This is a genomic window from Paenibacillus sp. FSL H8-0175 (assembly GCF_045040615.1).
In the GTDB taxonomy this organism is placed as follows: Bacteria; Bacillota; Bacilli; order Paenibacillales; family Paenibacillaceae; genus Paenibacillus_AQ; species Paenibacillus_AQ odorifer.
The window spans coordinates 4,195,708-4,215,023 of sequence record NZ_CP150299.1; the positions used below are offsets into that span (position 1 = coordinate 4,195,708).

At 43.5% G+C, this 19,316-nt stretch carries 20 protein-coding genes; 8 read left to right on the forward strand and 12 right to left on the reverse strand.

Annotated elements, in window-relative coordinates; all coding sequences use genetic code 11:
- Positions 1-36 precede the first annotated feature (36 nt).
- The 3 genes from MHH46_RS18590 to MHH46_RS18600 all read right to left on the reverse strand — a co-directional run bounded on the left by MHH46_RS18590 (position 37) and on the right by MHH46_RS18600 (position 5,004).
- Positions 37-1,386 carry an ABC transporter substrate-binding protein gene (locus tag MHH46_RS18590; protein ID WP_076190970.1) on the reverse strand — a complete coding sequence of 450 codons (1,350 nt, stop codon included), beginning with the start codon at positions 1,384-1,386 and terminating at the stop codon, positions 37-39.
- Positions 1,387-1,588: 202 nt separating this feature from the next.
- Positions 1,589-3,370, reverse strand: coding sequence for a sensor histidine kinase (locus MHH46_RS18595; protein ID WP_076190967.1), 1,782 nt, complete (start codon positions 3,368-3,370; stop codon positions 1,589-1,591).
- A 32-nt stretch (positions 3,371-3,402) separates the two neighbouring features.
- Positions 3,403-5,004, reverse strand: coding sequence for a response regulator (locus MHH46_RS18600; RefSeq protein ID WP_076190964.1), 1,602 nt, complete (start codon positions 5,002-5,004; stop codon positions 3,403-3,405).
- 279 nt (positions 5,005-5,283) lie between these two features.
- On the opposite strand from MHH46_RS18600, the gene MHH46_RS18605 reads away from it, so the two are divergent.
- From MHH46_RS18605 to MHH46_RS18615, 3 genes are all read left to right on the forward strand, one after another.
- The gene (locus tag MHH46_RS18605; RefSeq protein WP_076190962.1) at positions 5,284-5,766 is read left to right on the forward strand and encodes a MarR family transcriptional regulator; all 483 of its coding nucleotides are present in this window, start codon (positions 5,284-5,286) and stop codon (positions 5,764-5,766) included.
- Positions 5,767-5,922: 156 nt separating this feature from the next.
- Positions 5,923-7,158: an MFS transporter gene (locus MHH46_RS18610; RefSeq protein WP_076190959.1), complete on the forward strand. Its 1,236-nt coding sequence runs from the start codon at positions 5,923-5,925 to the stop codon at positions 7,156-7,158.
- A gap of 61 nt (positions 7,159-7,219) precedes the next feature.
- Positions 7,220-7,972 (forward strand): YdcF family protein, encoded by a 753-nt coding sequence (locus MHH46_RS18615; RefSeq protein WP_076190957.1) that lies wholly within the window; start codon positions 7,220-7,222, stop codon positions 7,970-7,972.
- On the opposite strand, the gene ybaK is transcribed toward MHH46_RS18615, so the two are convergent.
- From ybaK to MHH46_RS18640, 5 genes are all read right to left on the reverse strand, one after another.
- Complete coding sequence (gene ybaK / locus MHH46_RS18620) at positions 7,961-8,434, reverse strand: Cys-tRNA(Pro) deacylase (protein ID WP_076129827.1); 474 nt, start codon at positions 8,432-8,434, stop codon at positions 7,961-7,963. The two genes, MHH46_RS18615 and ybaK, sit on opposite strands and share 12 nt — an antisense overlap.
- A gap of 100 nt (positions 8,435-8,534) precedes the next feature.
- A complete protein-coding gene (locus tag MHH46_RS18625) occupies positions 8,535-8,786 on the reverse strand; it encodes a YolD-like family protein (RefSeq protein WP_036688306.1) in 252 nt (83 codons plus the stop codon).
- Between the two features lie 85 nt (positions 8,787-8,871).
- Complete coding sequence (locus MHH46_RS18630; protein ID WP_076182526.1) at positions 8,872-9,690, reverse strand: radical SAM protein; 819 nt, start codon at positions 9,688-9,690, stop codon at positions 8,872-8,874.
- Positions 9,687-10,220 (reverse strand): methylated-DNA--[protein]-cysteine S-methyltransferase, encoded by a 534-nt coding sequence (locus tag MHH46_RS18635; protein ID WP_076190954.1) that lies wholly within the window; start codon positions 10,218-10,220, stop codon positions 9,687-9,689. Before MHH46_RS18635 ends, MHH46_RS18630 begins: the two co-directional genes overlap by 4 nt.
- Entirely contained in the window at positions 10,210-10,830 is a 621-nt protein-coding gene (locus MHH46_RS18640) for a bifunctional transcriptional activator/DNA repair enzyme AdaA (protein ID WP_076129824.1), read from the reverse strand. The genes MHH46_RS18635 and MHH46_RS18640 overlap by 11 nt, the downstream gene beginning before the upstream one ends.
- 58 nt (positions 10,831-10,888) lie before the next feature.
- On the opposite strand from MHH46_RS18640, the gene MHH46_RS18645 reads away from it, so the two are divergent.
- Both MHH46_RS18645 and MHH46_RS18650 read left to right on the forward strand, forming a co-directional pair.
- Entirely contained in the window at positions 10,889-11,020 is a 132-nt protein-coding gene (locus MHH46_RS18645) for a hypothetical protein (RefSeq protein ID WP_405132504.1), read from the forward strand.
- Positions 11,021-11,043: 23 nt separating this feature from the next.
- Positions 11,044-11,586 (forward strand): MerR family transcriptional regulator, encoded by a 543-nt coding sequence (locus MHH46_RS18650; RefSeq protein ID WP_076182537.1) that lies wholly within the window; start codon positions 11,044-11,046, stop codon positions 11,584-11,586.
- A gap of 148 nt (positions 11,587-11,734) precedes the next feature.
- Here the strand turns inward: MHH46_RS18650 and aspA are convergent, their stop codons facing one another.
- Together aspA and MHH46_RS18660 are read right to left on the reverse strand one after the other, a co-directional pair.
- Positions 11,735-13,159: an aspartate ammonia-lyase gene (gene aspA / locus MHH46_RS18655; protein ID WP_405132505.1), complete on the reverse strand. Its 1,425-nt coding sequence runs from the start codon at positions 13,157-13,159 to the stop codon at positions 11,735-11,737.
- 399 nt (positions 13,160-13,558) lie between these two features.
- A complete protein-coding gene (locus tag MHH46_RS18660) occupies positions 13,559-15,235 on the reverse strand; it encodes a hypothetical protein (protein WP_076190952.1) in 1,677 nt (558 codons plus the stop codon).
- 229 nt (positions 15,236-15,464) lie between these two features.
- Here MHH46_RS18660 and kduI point away from each other — a divergent pair, with 229 nt between their 5' ends.
- Genes kduI through kduD form a run of 3 tightly spaced genes read left to right on the forward strand, consistent with a single transcriptional unit; the run spans position 15,465 to position 17,887 of the window.
- Entirely contained in the window at positions 15,465-16,298 is an 834-nt protein-coding gene (gene kduI / locus MHH46_RS18665; protein ID WP_036688322.1) for a 5-dehydro-4-deoxy-D-glucuronate isomerase, read from the forward strand.
- A gap of 34 nt (positions 16,299-16,332) precedes the next feature.
- Entirely contained in the window at positions 16,333-17,088 is a 756-nt protein-coding gene (locus MHH46_RS18670) for a DeoR/GlpR family DNA-binding transcription regulator (RefSeq protein WP_076129821.1), read from the forward strand.
- 43 nt (positions 17,089-17,131) lie between these two features.
- Entirely contained in the window at positions 17,132-17,887 is a 756-nt protein-coding gene (kduD, locus tag MHH46_RS18675; protein WP_036688326.1) for a 2-dehydro-3-deoxy-D-gluconate 5-dehydrogenase KduD, read from the forward strand.
- Between the two features lie 420 nt (positions 17,888-18,307).
- On the opposite strand, the gene MHH46_RS18680 is transcribed toward kduD, so the two are convergent.
- Together MHH46_RS18680 and MHH46_RS18685 are read right to left on the reverse strand one after the other, a co-directional pair.
- Positions 18,308-18,748 carry a hypothetical protein gene (locus MHH46_RS18680; protein WP_036688330.1) on the reverse strand — a complete coding sequence of 147 codons (441 nt, stop codon included), beginning with the start codon at positions 18,746-18,748 and terminating at the stop codon, positions 18,308-18,310.
- Between the two features lie 2 nt (positions 18,749-18,750).
- Positions 18,751-19,275, reverse strand: coding sequence for a hypothetical protein (locus tag MHH46_RS18685; protein WP_076190950.1), 525 nt, complete (start codon positions 19,273-19,275; stop codon positions 18,751-18,753).
- Between the last annotated feature and the right edge of the window lie 41 nt (positions 19,276-19,316).

The following is a 19,316-nucleotide window of genomic DNA, read 5'->3' on the forward strand; positions in this document are numbered from 1 at the left end:
CTGCAGCAGCAGAGGTTGCTCGTTCAGGCGCTGCTCTTACATCTGATTAGCTTTCACTTGGTTGTCATACTCTGTATCCGCATCTTTCATGTACTTCGCTACATCTCCATCTTTTACCACGAGATCCTGCAACAGCTTGTAGTACCAGTTACGGAATTGTGGAGGGATTAGATTGTCTCCCCACCAGTTATTGATCGCCAACGATTTCACTACATTCGGGTCAGCAATAAGATCCAAAGCCACCTGCATTTGTTCACTTGTGTCATAGGTTACTTTCTCTTTTGTTGAAGGAATCGCATTTATCGTTGCTAAATAGTTCGAATACTGTTCTGGGGCGAAGAAGAAACGGATAAAGTCTTTGATGGCTTCTGTTTTGTCTGCATCCTTAGCGGCTTCAGCCGATAAAGACCAGCCTGCAGGTGACGGAAGACCTATGACATTGATTTTCCCTTCACGGTCAGGAAGAGCATAGAAGCCAAATTCAAAGTTCGGGTCTGCTTCAGCGATTTGTGTAAACATCCACGTACCGGAGTACAATTGTGCTGCTTTGCCAGAAACAAGAATCGAAGCGGTCTGATTGTCGCCCGTGCTGAGCCAACCTTTATCGACATAATTCTTGAACAATTCTTTGAAGTCCGTTATGCCTTGAACTACATTAGCATCAGTGAAGCTGACCGTTTTAGCGGTACGTTTGGAGTTCCAATCTGCATCTTTCGAGTAGACCTCATCAATCAGGAATTTGTTAACCCAAAAGCCCATATGGAAAATATCTTTTCCGCCTACTACAATCGGAGTAATGCCCGATGTTTTCAATTTTTCTTGGATGGCGATGAATTCGTCATAGGTTTTTGGAAGCTCGGTGATCCCTGCATCCGCATAGGCTTTTTTGCTGTAGATAATCCCTTGGGGAGCGTTCACTTGTAGCGGTGCGTTCCACACCTTACCATCCACTTGTGGAGGGGCTTCGAACAAATCTAGCAGATCGGAAGGCAGCTCTACAATCTTACCCGCATCGGCAAAAACTTCTGTATCCCGCATTTCCACCAGGTCCGGGAATTCACCCACAGCATCCTTGGTTTTCAGCCAGTCAAGATAGGCAGCGGATGAAGTTTCGCTCAAATCTTTAATAGTGACATTTGGATTAGCTGCAGTAAACTTTTTGACCGTATCTGAGATAGCTTTTTTGGTGGCCGGATCTCCGGAGGCGTAACCTATCGTAAAGCTAACCTCTTTTTTGGTCTCTTGCGGTGTATTTGAAGGCGTCTCGGATGCTGGCGTATTAGTTGCCTTACTTCCTGCATTATTATTATTTCCACCGCAAGCAGTCAAAACTGTTGTTGTGGCAAGTAACAATACGGATAGTTTCATCATTGTTTTTTTGTACATATCATAATAGCCTCCCCTTTTAGTGAACCGTGGAAACTGAAGCAAGATGTGCGCATCATCTCTCGAAAGCGTTTCCGTTGCTAATAGAATAGCATTCCTTATAAATAGTTAGAATGAACTTTTTTAAGCGGGATATGCGGTGAATTTAAGAATAAGTAAAAAAAGAACGAAAGACCGCAGTCTTCCGTTCATCGTCTATCCTTTACGCATTCTCCGAATCCGAGATTTTATACGGATCCTCTACAATCGGAAGCAACAATAGAATTGATGTCCCAATATGCTCCCGGCTGCTGATAGATACCCCGTATTCTGCACCGTACACTGTACGAATTCGTTCATGTACATTTTTTAGTCCAACATTTTTGCTAGGCGAACTAGGCTCTTCCAAGGTTTCAGCCAACTGCTGTACCTTTTCCTTGCTCATACCGATTCCATCATCATAGATCGTAACCAACAGCATTTCATCTTTCTTTTCGATCGTCAATCCAACTGTCCCTCTGCCTTGACTGCGTAAGCCATGCTGGATAGCATTTTCAACTATCGGCTGAAGTGACAATTTCAGAATGTACCAGTTCAGATCCACTTCGGGTGAGAGATCGACTACAAGCTCAAATTTATTCTCATACCGCACAGAGATAATATAGAAATAATCCCGTAGATGCTCCAGCTCCTGTCGTATGCTTACCCTGTCCTCTCCATAGTCGATTACATATTTCAACTGGTTAGAGAGTGATAAAATCATATCTGCGACCTCATCATTATCTTTATCCACCGCATTCATTCGAATGACTTCCAGGGTGTTGTATAAATAATGCGGACGAATCTGACTCTTCAGAGCATTTAACTCCGTTTGCTTCTGCTTGATCTGGGCAACGTAAGCTTCATCGATATAGGCTTGTAAACGCTCGACCATTCGGTTAAAACCATGGCTAAGTCTACCCATTTCATCATTGCTGTTCACGACCATCTGGGTATCCAAATTACCGGATTCTACGATAGCCATTTGCTTAATTAAGTTCCGAATCGGAGCAGCCAGCCGCCTAGAGAACCAGACGCCCATGATGATCATTGCAATCGCACAAATAAACATCGCTATAAACACCGTCGTACGGGCTGAAAAAAGCTGATCGAATAAATTTGCTCGATGAATTCTGGCAGTCACCGTGCCTTTAAGAAAAGGAATCTCTTCACTGAGAACGATCATCTCCTCGTCCTTTTTAGCCCGAAAAGCCTCTCCATTCGCTGACCTTGTCTCATTCGTGAAATATACATTTCCGTCGCCATCCAGCAGAAATAATTCATCCTGTCCCCCCAGATTTAATTCTCTGAAGAACTGATTAAATAACGAAACATCCACATCCATAAACAAGGTCCCAACTATCTTGGGATCTTTGGTGACACGCCCGGAAATATCAATTAAAGTACGGCCGATGGTGAACACACTGCGCTTTGAACCTGTATAATATTCTTCGGAATGGGTAGGGAAAATTGCCACTTGTGAAGGATTTGGAGCCATTTTAGTTAACCACTCTTGATAAGGCAGCAAATCAAAATTGCCCCCTCTGTTTTCTTTTTCCTGATAGTAGAGCTTATCGTCTGACTCCCTATGAAAATAAACACTGGTGATGTAGGAATCACTGTAGAGAACTGTTTTTAGAAAGGTTTCAATAGGAATCGTATTGATCTGCTCCAGCTCATTTACATTATAGGTTTGATTCTGCGAATAACTCTCGATAAAACCTTCATATCGTCCCGTATACATCAGCTTAGAGACCTCATTGTACTGATTAAAGGCTGAATTCAGGTTATAGCTCATATATAGCACCATTTGCTGCAAATTGCTTGTTGTGTAACGCTCGACATATCCGGAAAACGTCTGCACAGAAATGTAGCTAAGTGCAAAAAGCGGAATTAGGCCGACTAATAAAAAGGAAGCGGAGAATTTAACAAATATACTTTTGGATCTTCGGCCCCAGATAAACATGAATGAAGGCATCCCCTTTGCTATCCATCTGACTATTGGCTTTTGAAGGATTGCTTATATTCTTGTGGCAGCTTGCCATATTTCTTCTTAAACATATCGCTAAAATGCCGGGCATTGTTGTAGCCTACACTATCGGCAATCTCATAAACCATCATATCGCTTTGCAGCAATAAACGAAGGGCATGATTCATCCTCACCTCAGTGACATAATTCTTAAAGTTCTGTCCGGTATGTTTTTTGAAAAAGCTGCTGAAATAATAGGAATTCATAAACATCATCCCTGCCATAGATTCCAGTGTAATATTTTCTGGATAATGCTCCTCAATATAAGCCTTCACCTGGGATAGCTGCTTCAGTTCCTTACTGCCCATGCGACTGCCAATTTGCCCGGACATTTTGCTCAAAAGCACACGGAAATCTTCCTCCACCTCTTGGAAGGTAGAATAATTAGCCAATCGTTCAAGAATCGGATTTGTATCCTGAAGTGATGGACCTGCCTCCACACCGAATTGAATAAGCTCTTGTTCAAGCTGCAAGAATGTATTGTATACGGTAGAAACGGCTTGGTTTCTATTCCCGCCTGCCGTCTGCCGGATCGTCTGAAATAATCGCAGGCACTCTTGCTCAATTTGTTCTTTGTGTTGTAATTTCATGGCAATCCCAAGGGCGGACTGGATTTCATGCAGCGGAGCTTGAATCAATGATTCACTCTCATACCTGCTCTCTTTAACAGGAATCACACGATTAGGCCCTGTAAAATATTTATAATTTAGCGCTTTCAAAGCTTGGCGATAAGATTCATCAGCATCATCCATACCGTCAACAGGATTGCCTACCCCAAGAGTCACCTTTAATTTCAGAAAACTTGTAATTTTGTCATGGAGGTCTAAGGCAATTCTCGCTGGTTCCTCAGCATATTCATGCTGGAGCAGGATACAAAAACGTTCCCCTTTACGGAACATATAGCTATTATCGCTTTGCTCCACGGTTTCTTTAATAATGTTAGACAGTGCAAAATCAATTAGCTTACGTTCGCGTTCTTCCCATCTGGAAGGCTGCCCCGACGACTCGTCCGTCTCTACCAAACAAATACTGACGTAGCGACTTAGCGCAATAATCCCCATATCAAGTAAGGTGTCTGCTGTTCCCTTATTGCCGTCCGTCAGCTTGTCGAGCAATTCTTCGATCGTTAATCTGCGGTTTCTCTGTTCATAATGGTTCAGCTTCTCTTTGTTGCGCTCGCCTTCTGTTTCTTGACGAATAAGGGAGACGGCTTTGCTCACAACCTGTTCCAGCTGATTTTTGTTCACGGGCTTCACCAAATAATCCAGCGCACCATATTGCAGTGCTTGACGGGCATACGTAAACTCCTGATAAGCGCTTATAAAAATAACCTTCACCGCTCTGCCAGCTTCATGAATTTCGCGGATGATATCAATCCCTGTATATCCTGGCATGCTTATATCACTAATAATCAGATCAGGATCACAATCCTCGATCTGTTGTTTCAGCTCAATTCCATCACTGGCCTCTCCAACAATGGTTAGTCCAAGCTTCTCCCATGAAATCAGTTTTTTTAGGCCTCGCAAAATCACCGGTTCATCATCTGCGAGCAGTACCCGAATACTCTTCACTATGCAGTCCTCCTACCTTAGAGAAATCATCCCACAGCTGTCCAATCATCTTAATCTTATGATAACAGACAAACAATCTTTGGTGCAGCTTCAAGCGGATGAACTTTCTTAAGAAGAAACCGCAGTTTCTTAAGAATATTATATCTACGCTTGTTACTACTCACCTGTTATTTTTATCTAAAGTTCAATGAAACAAACTATCCTCAACTTTAATATTGTTGAAATAGAAACAAAAAATCAATATAATTTGTTAATGTAAGAGCGCTGGGAGGACAGGCCATGAACAAAGAAGATCAGGTCATGATGGGTTTCAGGGACGTATATAACAAGATGGTTTGGCTTAATAGGGATAAGATGGAAGACAGTCTTAAGGGTTATAAACCTTCTGAAGTACATTGCATCGAATACATTGAAAAAAATGCAGATTCCAACGTCACAAAACTTGCAGAGTCCTTTTATATGACTCGCGGTGCCATAAGTAAATTAACTAAGAAGCTCATCCAAAAGGGCCTCATCGAAAGCTACCAAAAATCGGATAACAAAAAAGAAATCTATTTTAAGCTTACTGAGCAAGGGAAAGTAATTTATAAAATCCATGAGGACCTGCACAAAGAGTTCCAAGAGCGGGATAAAGCCGTATTTGAGCAGGTAACTGAGGAGCAATTTGACAGTATGCTTAGCTTCGTAGAAAAGTATAGTAGGCATTTGGATGCAGAAATAAAGAAACAGGGTATAGATTTTAATCCGAATAAATTCGAATAATGAAAATGAAACTCCATGCAGCCGGGCTCTTATGAGAAAGGCTGCATTTTTATGGTCATTATTTTGTTGACACGGAAACAAAACCGTGATAAAAATGGTGATACACCAGATTTGTTTCCAAGGAATCAAAACATCAACTTTTGAGGAGAGAATTTAATGTTCAAATTCAGATCACATAATGAACAGAACACAGAGCAAACCGTAGATAAACACGCTCTAATCTTCGGTTTGATCTCTGTGTTTCTGTGCGGAATAGGCTTCAGTATCATCATGCCCGTTGTCCCATTTTTAGTGCAGCCTTATATAAGCAATCCGGGAGAACAGGCTATAGTTGTCACGCTGCTGACGTCTGTTTATGCAGTCTGCGTATTTTTTGCAGCCCCTGCACTTGGAGCTTTGAGCGACAAATATGGGCGTCGTCCATTACTTTTGGTATGCCTTTTGGGTTCCGCGATTGGATACTTAGTTTTTGGGATAGGAGGAGCGTTATGGGTACTTTTTGTTGGACGTATAATAGAAGGTATAACTGGCGGAAGCATAGGTACTATCTTCGCCTATTTTGCTGACATCATTCCTCCAGAACAGAGACCCAAATACTTTGGCTGGGTGAGTGCGGTTGTAGGAGTAGGCACCGTCATTGGTCCAACGCTAGGCGGTTTACTTGCCAAATTTGGTTATTCTGTACCTATGTATTTCGGAGCAATAATAACCTTATTAAATGTTGTTTACGGATTCTTTTTTATGCCTGAGAGCCTTGACAAGAACAATAGACTAAAAGAGATTACCTTGGTAAGACTGAATCCATTTACACAGCTTGTAAGCATATTGTCCATAAAAAACTTAAAAAGGCTACTGGTCTCAGCATTCTTACTCTGGATACCCAACGGATCTTTACAGGCTGTTTTTTCACAATTCACAATGGATACTTTCAGCTGGAAGCCTGCACTAATCGGACTGATGTTTTCAATTATGGGCTTCCAAGACATCATTTCACAGGGTTTCATCATGCCTAAGCTTTTGCTGAAATTTAGGGATAAACAGATCGCAATTCTTGGAATGGTTTCGGAGATTATAGGCTACAGCCTTATTGCATTATCTGCTTTGTTCTCATACTATCCGCTTTTTATCGCTGGAATGTTTATATTTGGTTTTGGGGATTCGATCTTTGGGCCTTCATTCAATGGGATGCTTTCCAAGTTTGTCGATTCTAGTGAACAAGGGAGGATTCAAGGAGGTAGCCAATCTATTCAGGCTTTAGCAAGAATGATCGGGCCTGTGATTGGAGGTCAAATATATGTATCACTTGGCCATACTGCACCCGCTTTTATGGGGATGATTCTGATAGCTGCGGCAATATCCGTTTTGTATAAGGATACGCATGTAAATATGTAATCTTGCAATCTCATGTTACAATACAACCTGAACTTATATTTTTAGAAGGCGGTTGATACTGTTGGTTTACATCATCAAATTTGTATACAGCTTTGTGCTTCCTCCCGGCCTGTTTATCGTGCTTCTGCTAGGTTTAGTCATTTGGTTATGGAAAAAAAACCGCCGGCCAGCACTAGTTCTACTCGGGGTTACACTATTAATGTATTTCTCCATGACACCCTTAGTCAGCGATGCGCTGATCGGCAGTCTAGAACGGAAATATCCGCAGCCGGAAACTTTGCAAGGAGATGTCATCGTCGTACTCGGCGGGGGCGCCAGCTCTGGCACACCGGATATAGACGGCGAGGGCAATTTATACGGATCAGCGGCAAATCGCCTGCTTACTGCTGTTCGCCTCCATCGGCAGACAGGTCTGCCAATCTTATTTTCTGGCGGACAAGTATTCTCCGACAGTGGTAATGAAGCGGATATCGCGCAAAGACAACTACTGGGTCTGGGCATACCCGAAGAGGACATCCTGATCGAAAATCAATCCCTCAACACGGAGCAAAACGCTGTAAATACCGCAGCCATCCTGCAACAAACCGGACTTATAAAACCTATACTAGTTACTTCAGGTTTTCATATGTCCCGAGCGATGTTGCACTTTAAGAATGCAGGGCTAACAGCGCAAGCCTATCCTACGGATTATATCGCCAGCGCTGATATTGCACTGCAGCCCGCCAAGTTCAGTCCATCCCCAGGAGCGATCTCCACAACAGGGTTAGCATTGAAGGAATATTTAGGCCAGCTTGCTGCTCGGCTATTTGATTAGTTCTGTAAATTTCGCATGTACAACCTCAGCGAGTAACTGTGGGGCTACATCCATTTGCTGGCCAATCTTCCCAGCGCTGACAGCCATTGTTTCCAGCCCTTCTGCGCTGCTCTCAATGAACGTGGGGTACAGCTTCTTCATTCCAACAGGTGAACAACCACCGCGGATATACCCTGTCCATTTCTGCAGATCCTTCACTGGCAGCATCTCAATTTTTTTCTCTCCGGCGGCTTTGGCCGCCTTTTTGAGATCCAGCTCTTCGGCAACAGGGATAACAAATACATAAAGATTTGCACCGCTATGAGCGACCAACGTTTTAAAAACCGTCTCTGCCGCCTTTCCAATCTTCTCAGCCACAGCCGTGCCATGGATTAGTCCATCTTCATTGTCATAGGCGAACACTTCATAGCCGATTTTTTTGGCATCCAGCATTCGCATCGCGTTGGTTTTGGTTACTTGCATTGTTGACCTCCCTTTCTATATCCTCTATTCCTTACCTTTATGATCAAAGAGGCCCCAAAGCTATGATAGCTTTCAGGACCTCCTGTTGCTGCCGTGCCCATTAATCTCTGGGATAATTAACCTGCATGATATCCATAAAAGGAACTTTTATGATTTCTTCATGGTTACTGAGGTGTACTTTCCCGGTTCGCGAATCCATTTCCACGATCATGCCGCGTACCTCTTCTTCTTTTCCCCATACGGTCAATAAAATCTCAGAACCTTCTTGCTTAGCTTCAACTAACTGATTACCTAACTCCTCAAGCACAAATTCATCTCTTGTGGGCCGCTTGGCCACCTTTGCTTTTGCCACACTAATCCTCCAATAAGCTATTACGGATATTAAGTATATTAAATACTAAGTATGAATGCTCTCATTTATTATACCATGTTTCAGATTAAGGCTCGAACCCCTTCTGGCTCAAGAATAGCTCTTCTTCGGAAAAAACTTGCTGAAGTCCTTCATACACTCTGCGATATGCTGCAGGATCATACCAATCTTCCAGTTGCAGCTCTTCATATAGGGAATAAATCCCTAATCTCCGTGTGCGTTTGCCGCCGCTGCCGTCGCCCATAAAATAGTCATCCACACAGACTCTATCCACCAAAGCCCTTAAGGTTGCTGGAAAAGTTGGACTGCTTGGCAGTACTGGCGCTATAGTAGCTTGAATGGGGATGCCAGCTTCACGTAAAAGCTGTAACGTCTTCAGTCTTGCAGCAATGGGAGGAGCGCTTGGTGTGAATTTTTGGCGAATATCTTCTCGGTCTGTTTCTACAGTTATACTTACACGAACCTTATCCTCTAAACGTAATAATAAATCTATATCTCTGCGAACCAGCGGACTACGCGTCTGCACGAATAGGAAATCGGGCGGATCTTGAACCATAACCTCCAGTAAAGATCTCGTCACCTCTTCCTTATGCTCTACCGGTTGATAGGGATCTGTGCTTGACGACATAAAAATAGAGACGGGACCTTTCGCCTTCGCTTTGTGCAGTTCTTTTTGTAAAATTGCAGCCGCTTCTTGTTTAACATCTACCCACTTCCCCCACTCCTCTTTGCGGAACAGCGAGACAGGCATCTGACGTACATAACAATAGGAACAGCCATAAGTGCAGCCCGTATATGGATTTAAGGAATGACTGTAGCCTGACAGATAACCTGTTCCTTTATTCAGTAAGGTTTTTGGGGAGGTGTAATTGGACTCTATTTTCATATATCTGCTGTATACTCTCCTCTCTCCAACTGAAGTAGTTTGGTCTTCATATCCAAACCACCCCGGTATCCTGTTAATGTCCCATTCTTACCAATAACCCGGTGGCAGGGCACCATAATCAGAATCGGATTCGCGCCAATGGCAGTCCCTACCGCGCGCACCGCAGCTGGTCTTTGAATATGTGTGGCAATATCCGAATAGGACCAGGTTTGTCCATATGGAATTTCACATAACGCCTTCCACACCGCAAGCTGAAATGGAGTTCCCTGATAATCAAAAGGAATGCCGAAGCTCTGCCGGTTCCCTTGCAAATATTCACTAAGCTCCCTCACATAAGGCGCCATCTTCTCATCGTTCTGCACCAGTTCACTCCCCGGAAAACGACGTCTAACCCATTCGCTTAATTCCTCAAAGGGTTGCTGCTGCGAACCCACATAACTTAACCCCTTCTCAGTGGCTGCAATATAAAAACTCCAATCCTTATCGGTTAATAATGTCCAGTATAGAATAGCATTTTTTTTATTCTCCATGATTCGGTCCCTCCAAAATAAAATCAGAAGCCAACGTTACTTTCTGTTTGTTAAGCTGACGAAACTGTGTGGGTGTATACCCCGTTTTTTTCTTATATAAAGTAATAAAATATGATGTATTGGGCAGACCCACACGTAATGCAATCTCAGCAACTGCCTGCTCTGTAGTAAGCAAATACTCAGATGCCTTAGCGATTCTCTTTTGCTGTATATAATCCACGGGAGTGATTCCTGTTACTTTCTTAAAGGTTCGATGTAAATGATAAGGACTGCCATGACATACCTCAGCTAACGTTTCAAGGGTGAGGGGGGCCATATAATTATGATCAATGTACTCCGTCATCACAGCTACCCATTCCTTATCAGGAAGACGCTCACCTGTCGGTTTACATCTTTTGCAAGGACGAAATCCGGCTGCCAGCGCTTGTTCAGCATTCTGAAAAACACACGCATTCTCCCGATTGGGTGCTTTGGATTTGCAGGAGGGTCGACAAAAAATTCCTGTAGTCTTCACCGCATAAAAAAATATGTCGTTATAAGCAACATCGTTTTGCAAAATAGCCTGCCATTGCTCCTCAGTCATTTGTTCCTCATCTTCAATCCTGTTCATCGCCTTCACCTCTAATGCAATTATACCCCTGAGCAGGCTCATCTGTACTCAATTTGGAATGGAAAAGCAAGATAGTGAAATCCAAAAGGGTGAGATTGCTCGTAATTACACTTTGTTTAGCGAATACGCACTACCTTTGTCATCCGTGCAGGGAGCCGCTGCTGGACAACGAATATTACTCATAACATGACTACGTGAACTGGAGGAATCGAAATGGATATTCTAAAAACAAAAGATGCCGCAGAGCTGCTGTCAGTTAGTCTAACCACAATTAAACGTTGGGCTGCCATGTTCCCTGATTTTTTTCCAAAAGACCGATTTGGCCATTATGTTTTCTCGGAGCAGCAAATCGACCTGCTCAATCATATTAAAGACCGTATTAATCACGGAGAGGCCTTGGAATGTATACAACTCACACTCACGAATGAGCAGCAAATTTCCACATCACAACAGGAAAATCCACTACAGCACACAGATGCTGAGCCTATGAAGGATATCTTGTCTCGCATCAACAATGTTGAACGTGCACTCGATCAAAAAGCCGATGAAGTAGTATTGATCCAACTGCTCCAGCAGCGTGAGGAGCTTGAGGACCTACGAATAATGATCAAGCAAATCGCGGCATCCATAGAACCGTTGCAAGTGTCTAACGGCAAACCGCTCACCTCTTATGAAAATTCCCAGTCCACTGCCACTACCAGACTAACGGCTCCGCCAAGAAAACGCGGCCTGTTACGTTCTTTATTTTTCTTTTAAGCCTGAAATGTAAAAAAAGAACCTACTTCAGACAATCGCGAAGTAGATTCATATAAATTAAAAACATATTTAAGCTCTCCCCCTGTCACCTTAAACGGTGGCGGGGGTTTTCTTTTTCCAAGCAAAAAGCTCACTCCTCCGGAACATCCTACTCTTTATGCAATAAAGCTGCTCCTGCAATTCCCGGGTGTGTCATTTCGTATGGATCCAGAATCAGATTAAGCTCTTCTTCGGTCAGCACATTATATTTAATGCACAATTCCCGTACAGATTCCCCAGTCAAAATCGCCTCTCTAGCGATCCGCGATACCACTTCATACCCCAGATGCGGGTTCACAGCCGTAATGATTCCGACACTCCGCTCCACGTCCCGCTCAAGCTTTTCCTTATTGGCTTCAATCCCAGCCAGACAGAAGTCTGTGAAGACTTGGAAGGAATTGTTCATGATGCTGATGGACTGAATAAGATTGAACACAAGCACTGGCTCCATAACATTTAGCTCCAGTTGACCCGCTTGGGAAGCCAGACAGATCGTATGATCGTTCCCTATGACTTGAAAAGCCACCTGATTAATGACCTCTGCCATAACCGGATTAACTTTGCCCGGCATAATTGAAGATCCAGGCTGGCGTGCAGGCAATGAAATCTCATTAAACCCCGTCCGCGGACCGGAGGCCATCAACCGCAGATCATTAGCGATCTTGGACATGTTCATCATGCACACTTTTAGAGCAGCAGACACTTCTGTATAGGCATCCGTATTTTGGGTGGCATCGACGAGATGATCTGCCGTTACGAGCGGCAATTCACTGATCTCAGCTAAGTGCTCTATCACCAATTCAATATAACGAGGATCAGCATTTAATCCTGTACCCACTGCTGTTGCTCCCATATTGACTTCATACAAATGATGGCGTGTATGCTCAATACGTTTGATATCTCTTTCAAGCACTCTGCGATAAGCCTCGAATTCTTGACCCAGACGAATCGGCACTGCATCTTGAAGATGTGTCCGACCCATTTTTATCACAGGATCGAATTCATCCGCTTTTACCGCAAACACATCATGCATTCTGTGCATCGTTACAAGCAGCTGCTCCAGCAGTGAAAGTGTGGCAATATGAATTGCCGTCGGAAACGCATCATTTGTAGACTGCGCCATATTTACATGTGAATTGGGACTTAAGTGACGATATTCTCCCTTTTCATGGCCAAGCAGTTCTAAGGCACGGTTAGCAATAACCTCATTCGCATTCATATTTAACGAGGTACCCGCACCACCCTGTATAGGATCTACAATAAATTGCTCATGCCACTGACCCTCGATGATTTCTTCTGCTGCTTTCACTACAACTTCTCCAAGCCCTCGATAGAGACGGCCAACTTCCATATTTGCAAGCGCAGCGGCTTTTTTTACAATCCCCATCGCTTTGATTAACTCTTTGTGAACCCGATAGCCCGTAATAGGAAAGTTCTCGACTGCGCGTAGTGTCTGAATCCCATAATAAGCGTTCTTATCTACCTGTTTACTGCCTAGAAAGTCATTTTCTACACGAAATTCAGTTTCAATCACTGTTATATCCCTCGCATTCATTATGATTAGGTTTATTAGAAAATAAGTAAGCGCAATCATTTCTATCTCACTTAGATATTAACCTTTATTGTGACAAATGTCTCTCAGAAAAATAGGGTTTAATGTAATTAATTACTATTTAGTAACCTGACACCGCTATTCTAAAGGGAAATGTGCTTAGGGAGGATTGAATTACCAAATCGTTAGGTCTAGTTTATCCAGATAAATCGTCGCTCACCCCAATTATAAGTATTTTGGACAAAATCACGTTTACGGATACTTAGGTATCTATTGCGGGCTGTGCAATGGGGCATCACATCCTTTCATGTAGCTCCTTATTAAAGAAGCCGGCCAAAAAGGCCGACTCGGATTACTATTTATCACAGTAATTGTGTTTTTTTATACTGAATAATGATCTAATGAGATCTGAATTCCATTAAGCTGAGCTTGCGGTAATTCTAACTCCCTACTAATACTCAAAACTAAGCTTTCACCATCCATGTTGGTATAATTCGCTGCTAATACCTCTCCCACTTCGAAATTCCTTTCTTTATGAGCCATAGCTGCGGCAAAAGCCTCTAAACCAATAATACCACATTCGGCAGCTTTCTTAATGCCCAATGCTTCAACGATCACACCGCCCGGCATCCCTGCGACGGATACCTCTATGAATCTGGACCGTTCCTGCAGCTGATAAGGGTGAGATAAATAAATAACAAAATACGTCTCACCAACTTGCCCGTACAATGTATACGGCTCTTGTTTCCATTCCCCTTGGGGAAGTACACCGATGATCGTATTCTTCTCACCCTGGGGGATTGGGAATAAAGAAATGATGACATTCTTGTGATAGAGAACCTCCATATAACGGCTTTGATGGCGGGGATCTCCCTCATTGTAGCCTTGTCCCGGGTGGAAGAAATACAGCTGATTTGCGCTTCCCTCTCCACTCACAGGTAACGAAAAAGCCCAGCGAAGCTGCTCATTATCGAATTCCTCAACCCGCTCCCACATCCCGCCTGCTGCAAACTCCTCTGTAATATAAGCATAGGAATGAAGCAAAGGCTGCGGCTGTGGATCCGTTGGGACAACCTTCTGAGTAATCTTCCCTACTTCCATTGGTATCTGGCGATTCATAGCTGCGGCTAATATTTCATCGGATGCTTGATAGAATAATAAACCGGCATACTCAGTGCGCGGCATCCTCTCAGGCAGCTGGAAATCTCCAAACTGAACATAATCATGAAGTACATTAGCATCGCCGGGAACATCATGCGGCCAGCCTCTAGAATGCGCACCAACCCAAGCGCCACGCAGATAGAATTCAGCTCGTACATTCCATAAATGGTCAAGCATTTCTTTAAGGCTCGTAGTAAGCTCCGTATCCTCAGGCGGGACAAGTTCCAACGCGCAGGTGAATGCCTGCACCCAATGCCAAAACCACGGTAGACTGCCGTATTCCGGCATCCCTTTAGTACGAATATAAGCCAGCGTATCCTTCAGACTCTGCCGGCCATCCTCAAGCAATATTTCATCCGCAAACAGGGTGCCAAAAATCAGCTTAGCAGCTGTATATTTAGCTTCATGATGCCCAAAAGTAACCACCGGCTTACGGTAGAAATCACTGCGATAAATATGTCCAAACGCTGTATTCAGAACTATGCGAAGTTGAGCATTTAATGCTCCTCCGTATCTTTTGCAAAAATACGCCAGCAGGTTGCCCATAAGCTCCACTGGTAACTCATGCGGTGACGCATCTCGCGGAACCGGATTCAAACCGAGCGGCCAATGACCATATAACTCCGTGCCGGGCTGCCGGTTCTGAAGCATTAAGATCTCCAGCAGCACATCCTGTGCTTTCTGTTTCGCTTGCTCACGATCAAAAGGCAGCTCAAAAGAATCATCAACAGCCGCTGCAAAAAGATACGAAGCATAATAAAAGTTATTTCGCACATCATCATGGAACCAGAGTCCACTTTCCAATAAAGGGCGTTGCTCTGCTTCCAGTGCTATATTAAAAATAATTTCTTGCTGACGTTCCTTAAAAGTACTCTGGATATTTTTCAACCCCGGCATTACTTTTCAACCTCCATCATTTCAGTTTTATATCATCTTCCGTCATTCATGAAAATCGAGCATAATAGCTCTATTGTGCACACTTTCCGTTCATTTTGCAATTGGAAAAACCAATAAATAAACATAAATAAACGAAATAAAAAAGATTAGTACTTGTAAAATGAACATAAATGGACTAAAGTGTACCTATACGAACGATAATATGTACACAAAGGAGATTGAACATTCAATGGAAAGACGTTTCGCATCCCATCCTAATGAAGTAAAACAATTTGACACTGAGCGCCTCCGTAAGGAATTCCACATTCCCGTTATTTTTGCTCCTGATGAGCTAAAGCTTGTCCTAACCCATGAAGATCGTATGATCGTTGGTGGAGCTAATCCTGTAAAAGAAGAGGTTGCGCTAACTACTGACCTTAAAGAACTTGGGGTTACTTATTTCTTGGAACGCCGTGAACTGGGCATCATCAATGTCGGTGGTAAAGGCTCCGTGGTTGTAGATGGCACAGAATATGAAGTGGATTTCAAAGAATGTCTTTATGTAGGTCAAGGCTCTAAAGATGTAGTCTTCAAAAGTGCAGACGCTTCCAAGCCTGCTAAATTCTATTTGAATTCTGCTCCTGCCCATCAGTCCTACCCTACTACCAAAACCACACTGGCCGATTCTGAATCCGGTGCGATGGGTGGTCTGGAGAACTCTAACGAGCGGACAATCCACCGCTTCATTCACACAAATGGTGTGCAAAGTGCCCAACTGGTTATGGGTATGACCCAACTGAAACCAGGCAGCATGTGGAACACAATGCCAGCACATACCCATCCACGCCGGATGGAAGCCTATTTCTATTTTGATCTTCCGGACGATTCCGTTGTGTTCCACCTGATGGGAGAACCTGACGAAACCCGCCATATCGTAATGCATAACGAACAAGCTGTTATTTCTCCAAGCTGGTCCATCCACAGTGGTGTCGGCACTCATAACTATACTTTTATCTGGAGTATGGCTGGCGATAATAAAAGATATGATGATATGGACCCCGTATCCATGAAAGAATTACAATAGAGATAAATCAACTACGGAAAGATGAGGCAGGCGGATGAACCCGATACGACGACACGAGATGATTATGGAAGTTATGCTGAACCAAAAAGATGTAACGGTGAATGAACTGAGCGATAAGCTTCAGGTTACTGGAAAAACAATACGCGAGGATTTAAGCAGGCTGGAGGAACAAGGGCTGATCGTACGTGTACATGGCGGAGCTGTGCTGGCACAAAGCGACCAGTTTGGTATTTTGCCCTCCAAGGATCCGCTGGATAAATACTCTGACGAGAAGACGGAGATTGCCTTGCGTGCGCTTGCTCATATTGAACCGGACGATATTATCGCTCTTGACGGCGGTAGCACTACGCTTGAAATTGCTCGGCGTCTGGACAATATGCCACTAACGGTAGTCACCAATGATGTATACATCATCAGCGAACTGGTTCCCAAAGATAACATCCGTCTGGTCGTTCCCGGTGGTTATCGTGTCCGTAATATGTTGGCTGGTCCTGAAGCCGTCTCCTATGTACAAAAGCTTAATATTCAAAAAGCATTCCTTTCATCGACTGCTATTCATATAGAGCATGGGCTCTCCATTTATACCGGAGATTTAATTGAGTTCAAGCAAGCCCTTGTATCTACAGCCCGTAAGGTATTCGCGGTTGTAGATCATCATAAATTCGGCCATACTGCACTGCGTACCTTTGCTTCCCTACAAGAAGTTGACGTGATTCTGACGGACAAAGGGCTCTCCCCCGAAACGGCAGATCAGTTCCGCAGTGCAGGCGTTACCATTGAATGCGGGTAAACCCGGAATAACAATCCATTTACAATAAAGGGGCGTAATTTATATGTCATCATTATTCAGCTTGGCAGGTAAAACAGCTATTGTAACAGGCGCAGCTCAAGGTCTTGGACAAGGAATCGCGCTTGCATTTGCAGAAGCCGGTGCAGACGTTGCGTCTGTCTCCCTTAATTCGAGTGAAGAAACTGTAAATGCAGCAAAAGCTTTTGGAGTAAAAGCAGTTAGTATCGAATCTGACTTAAGTGATCACAGCAAGCTGCAAAGCACTTTTGACCAAGCGCTAGAGCTGACCGGACATGTTGACATTCTCGTAAACTGCGCAGGAATGATCCGCCGTGCACCGGCAAAAGATCATAGTGAAAAAGACTGGTTTGATGTCATCAATTTGAACCTGAACACAGTTTTCCTTCTGTCGCAAATCGCAGGCCGCCACTTCCTGGAAAGAGGATCCGGCAAAATCATTAACATCGCCTCCATGCTCTCCTATCAAGGCGGAATCAATGTCCCTGGTTACACTGCGAGTAAACACGGGGTTGCGGGTCTTACTAAAGCTTTTGCCAATGAATGGGCAGGCTCCGGTCTGAACATCAATGCAATTGCACCAGGCTATATGGCTACTGAAAATACCGCTCCAATCCGTGCCGACCAAAGTCGTTCGGACTCTATCTTAGACCGTATCCCTGCAGCACGTTGGGGAACGCCTGATGACGTTAAAGGCCCTGCTGTATTCTTGGCTTCCGCAGCATCTGACTACTTGAACGGTCACGTTCTTAATGTGGATGGCGGATGGATGGCTAGATAATCCATAAAAATGGGTGTCCCATAGGGGCACCCATTTTTTGTGTGGATATGAAGCACTATCGGACTCAACAGAACAATCTGCACACGCAGCAGCTAAAGAACTCAACTGAACAATCTGCACATGCAGCACCTAAAGGACTCAGCTGACCGATCTGCACACGCAGCAGCTATCAGACTCAGCTGACCGATCTGCACACGCAGCAGCTAAAGGACTCAGCTGACCTTATACACCGTTTTATCCGCTATTTGGATAGCTATCGGACCTCATAGCCGCTATTGGTGCAAAAAACACCAATTATAAGCTCTTTCATGAGCAATAGCGACGCTGGAGTCCGAAAACCTGCTCAAAAGACGATAAATTCGCAAATAGGGGCAGCTGGGTCCGAAAATCTCAGTATCAGTGGTTGTGGATCGTTCCGCATCATTTAAATAAGCTTGCAATGGAATTCACATCAAAATCACTAGTCATTCTAAAGTTTCCCGAACTGTATTTGTCCTTCTTATCAAGATCTGTCACATACAGGAAGTTAGTATCCGTAAGATTCATGCCAAACCTCAAGCTGTTATTTACAATAATACTTATCCAGTAGGTCTCCGTAGATTTGTCCAAAGCACTACTTCTTCTCAATTTTACATCTGAAAAAGCATAAATGATCTTTTCAATTTCCTTCGGATCTTCAATCACTACCTTTTCATCCACTAAAGATTTCTCAATCTCGATTGAGGTGATTTCAGTTTCATCGATTTGATCCAACACTAAATTCTCAAATGAATTATAACTATGGTAGAGATTAATAATTACAGGGATTTCGATTAATAAAAAAATGAGTACGAGAAATACATAACGTTTCTTCATATTCATAATTATGAACACCCTATTTCTACAAACTCCTCTGGATGAGTGCGAATATAATCGCCGATAATTCTATGCGTATTTGGTGTCAGGTTCTTATATCGTTCGAATAACTCACTAATTACTTCTAACAGCTGAGGGTCTCGATCCAAATCCGTGATGGCCGCATCCGCCCACTCTTTACCCAGTCGATGATTTCTTTCCTCGAGAAATGTCTTTGTTTCCTGAAGCAAAAGAATCATGGGTGAATCGTCAAAAAATCGTATGCCTCCTATCACCCCTGTCCAATACCCTGGCAGGTCTTGCATGTAGGAAATCCAAGCATAATATTCCCCTTCGGAATTACAGCTGTGACCATATAGCACTCTGAACATACATAAGGCTTGTTGCCCCTCTGTGAGCTTCGAGATCACTTCTGATTTGGTCGATGGCGATTTTCCGCGAATCAGCTGAAAGGTAGGCTCCATACAGGCCCATCCTAACCTTTCATCACTTAAAGTGTCCAAGTCATCCTGCTTCATGGCTACTAAATTCATTTAACTCCTCCTTTGATTAACATCCAAAAATATACATATAT

Excerpts from the sequence above, each read along its gene's own strand:
- MHH46_RS18590 (WP_076190970.1), bottom strand. The coding sequence starts at position 1,386 with ATGTACAAAAAAACAATGATGAAACTATCCGTATTGTTACTTGCCACA.
- MHH46_RS18595 (WP_076190967.1), bottom strand. The coding sequence starts at position 3,370 with ATGTTTATCTGGGGCCGAAGATCCAAAAGTATATTTGTTAAATTCTCC.
- MHH46_RS18605 (WP_076190962.1), top strand. The coding sequence starts at position 5,284 with ATGAACAAAGAAGATCAGGTCATGATGGGTTTCAGGGACGTATATAAC.
- MHH46_RS18610 (WP_076190959.1), top strand. The coding sequence starts at position 5,923 with ATGTTCAAATTCAGATCACATAATGAACAGAACACAGAGCAAACCGTA.
- ybaK (WP_076129827.1), bottom strand. The coding sequence starts at position 8,434 with ATGCAAGTAACCAAAACCAACGCGATGCGAATGCTGGATGCCAAAAAA.
- MHH46_RS18630 (WP_076182526.1), bottom strand. The coding sequence starts at position 9,690 with ATGAAAATAGAGTCCAATTACACCTCCCCAAAAACCTTACTGAATAAA.
- MHH46_RS18635 (WP_076190954.1), bottom strand. The coding sequence starts at position 10,220 with ATGGAGAATAAAAAAAATGCTATTCTATACTGGACATTATTAACCGAT.
- MHH46_RS18640 (WP_076129824.1), bottom strand. The coding sequence starts at position 10,830 with ATGAACAGGATTGAAGATGAGGAACAAATGACTGAGGAGCAATGGCAG.
- MHH46_RS18645 (WP_405132504.1), top strand. The coding sequence starts at position 10,889 with ATGGAAAAGCAAGATAGTGAAATCCAAAAGGGTGAGATTGCTCGTAAT.
- MHH46_RS18650 (WP_076182537.1), top strand. The coding sequence starts at position 11,044 with ATGGATATTCTAAAAACAAAAGATGCCGCAGAGCTGCTGTCAGTTAGT.
- MHH46_RS18660 (WP_076190952.1), bottom strand. The coding sequence starts at position 15,235 with ATGCCGGGGTTGAAAAATATCCAGAGTACTTTTAAGGAACGTCAGCAA.
- kduI (WP_036688322.1), top strand. The coding sequence starts at position 15,465 with ATGGAAAGACGTTTCGCATCCCATCCTAATGAAGTAAAACAATTTGAC.
- MHH46_RS18670 (WP_076129821.1), top strand. The coding sequence starts at position 16,333 with ATGAACCCGATACGACGACACGAGATGATTATGGAAGTTATGCTGAAC.
- kduD (WP_036688326.1), top strand. The coding sequence starts at position 17,132 with ATGTCATCATTATTCAGCTTGGCAGGTAAAACAGCTATTGTAACAGGC.
- MHH46_RS18680 (WP_036688330.1), bottom strand. The coding sequence starts at position 18,748 with ATGAATATGAAGAAACGTTATGTATTTCTCGTACTCATTTTTTTATTA.
- MHH46_RS18685 (WP_076190950.1), bottom strand. The coding sequence starts at position 19,275 with ATGAATTTAGTAGCCATGAAGCAGGATGACTTGGACACTTTAAGTGAT.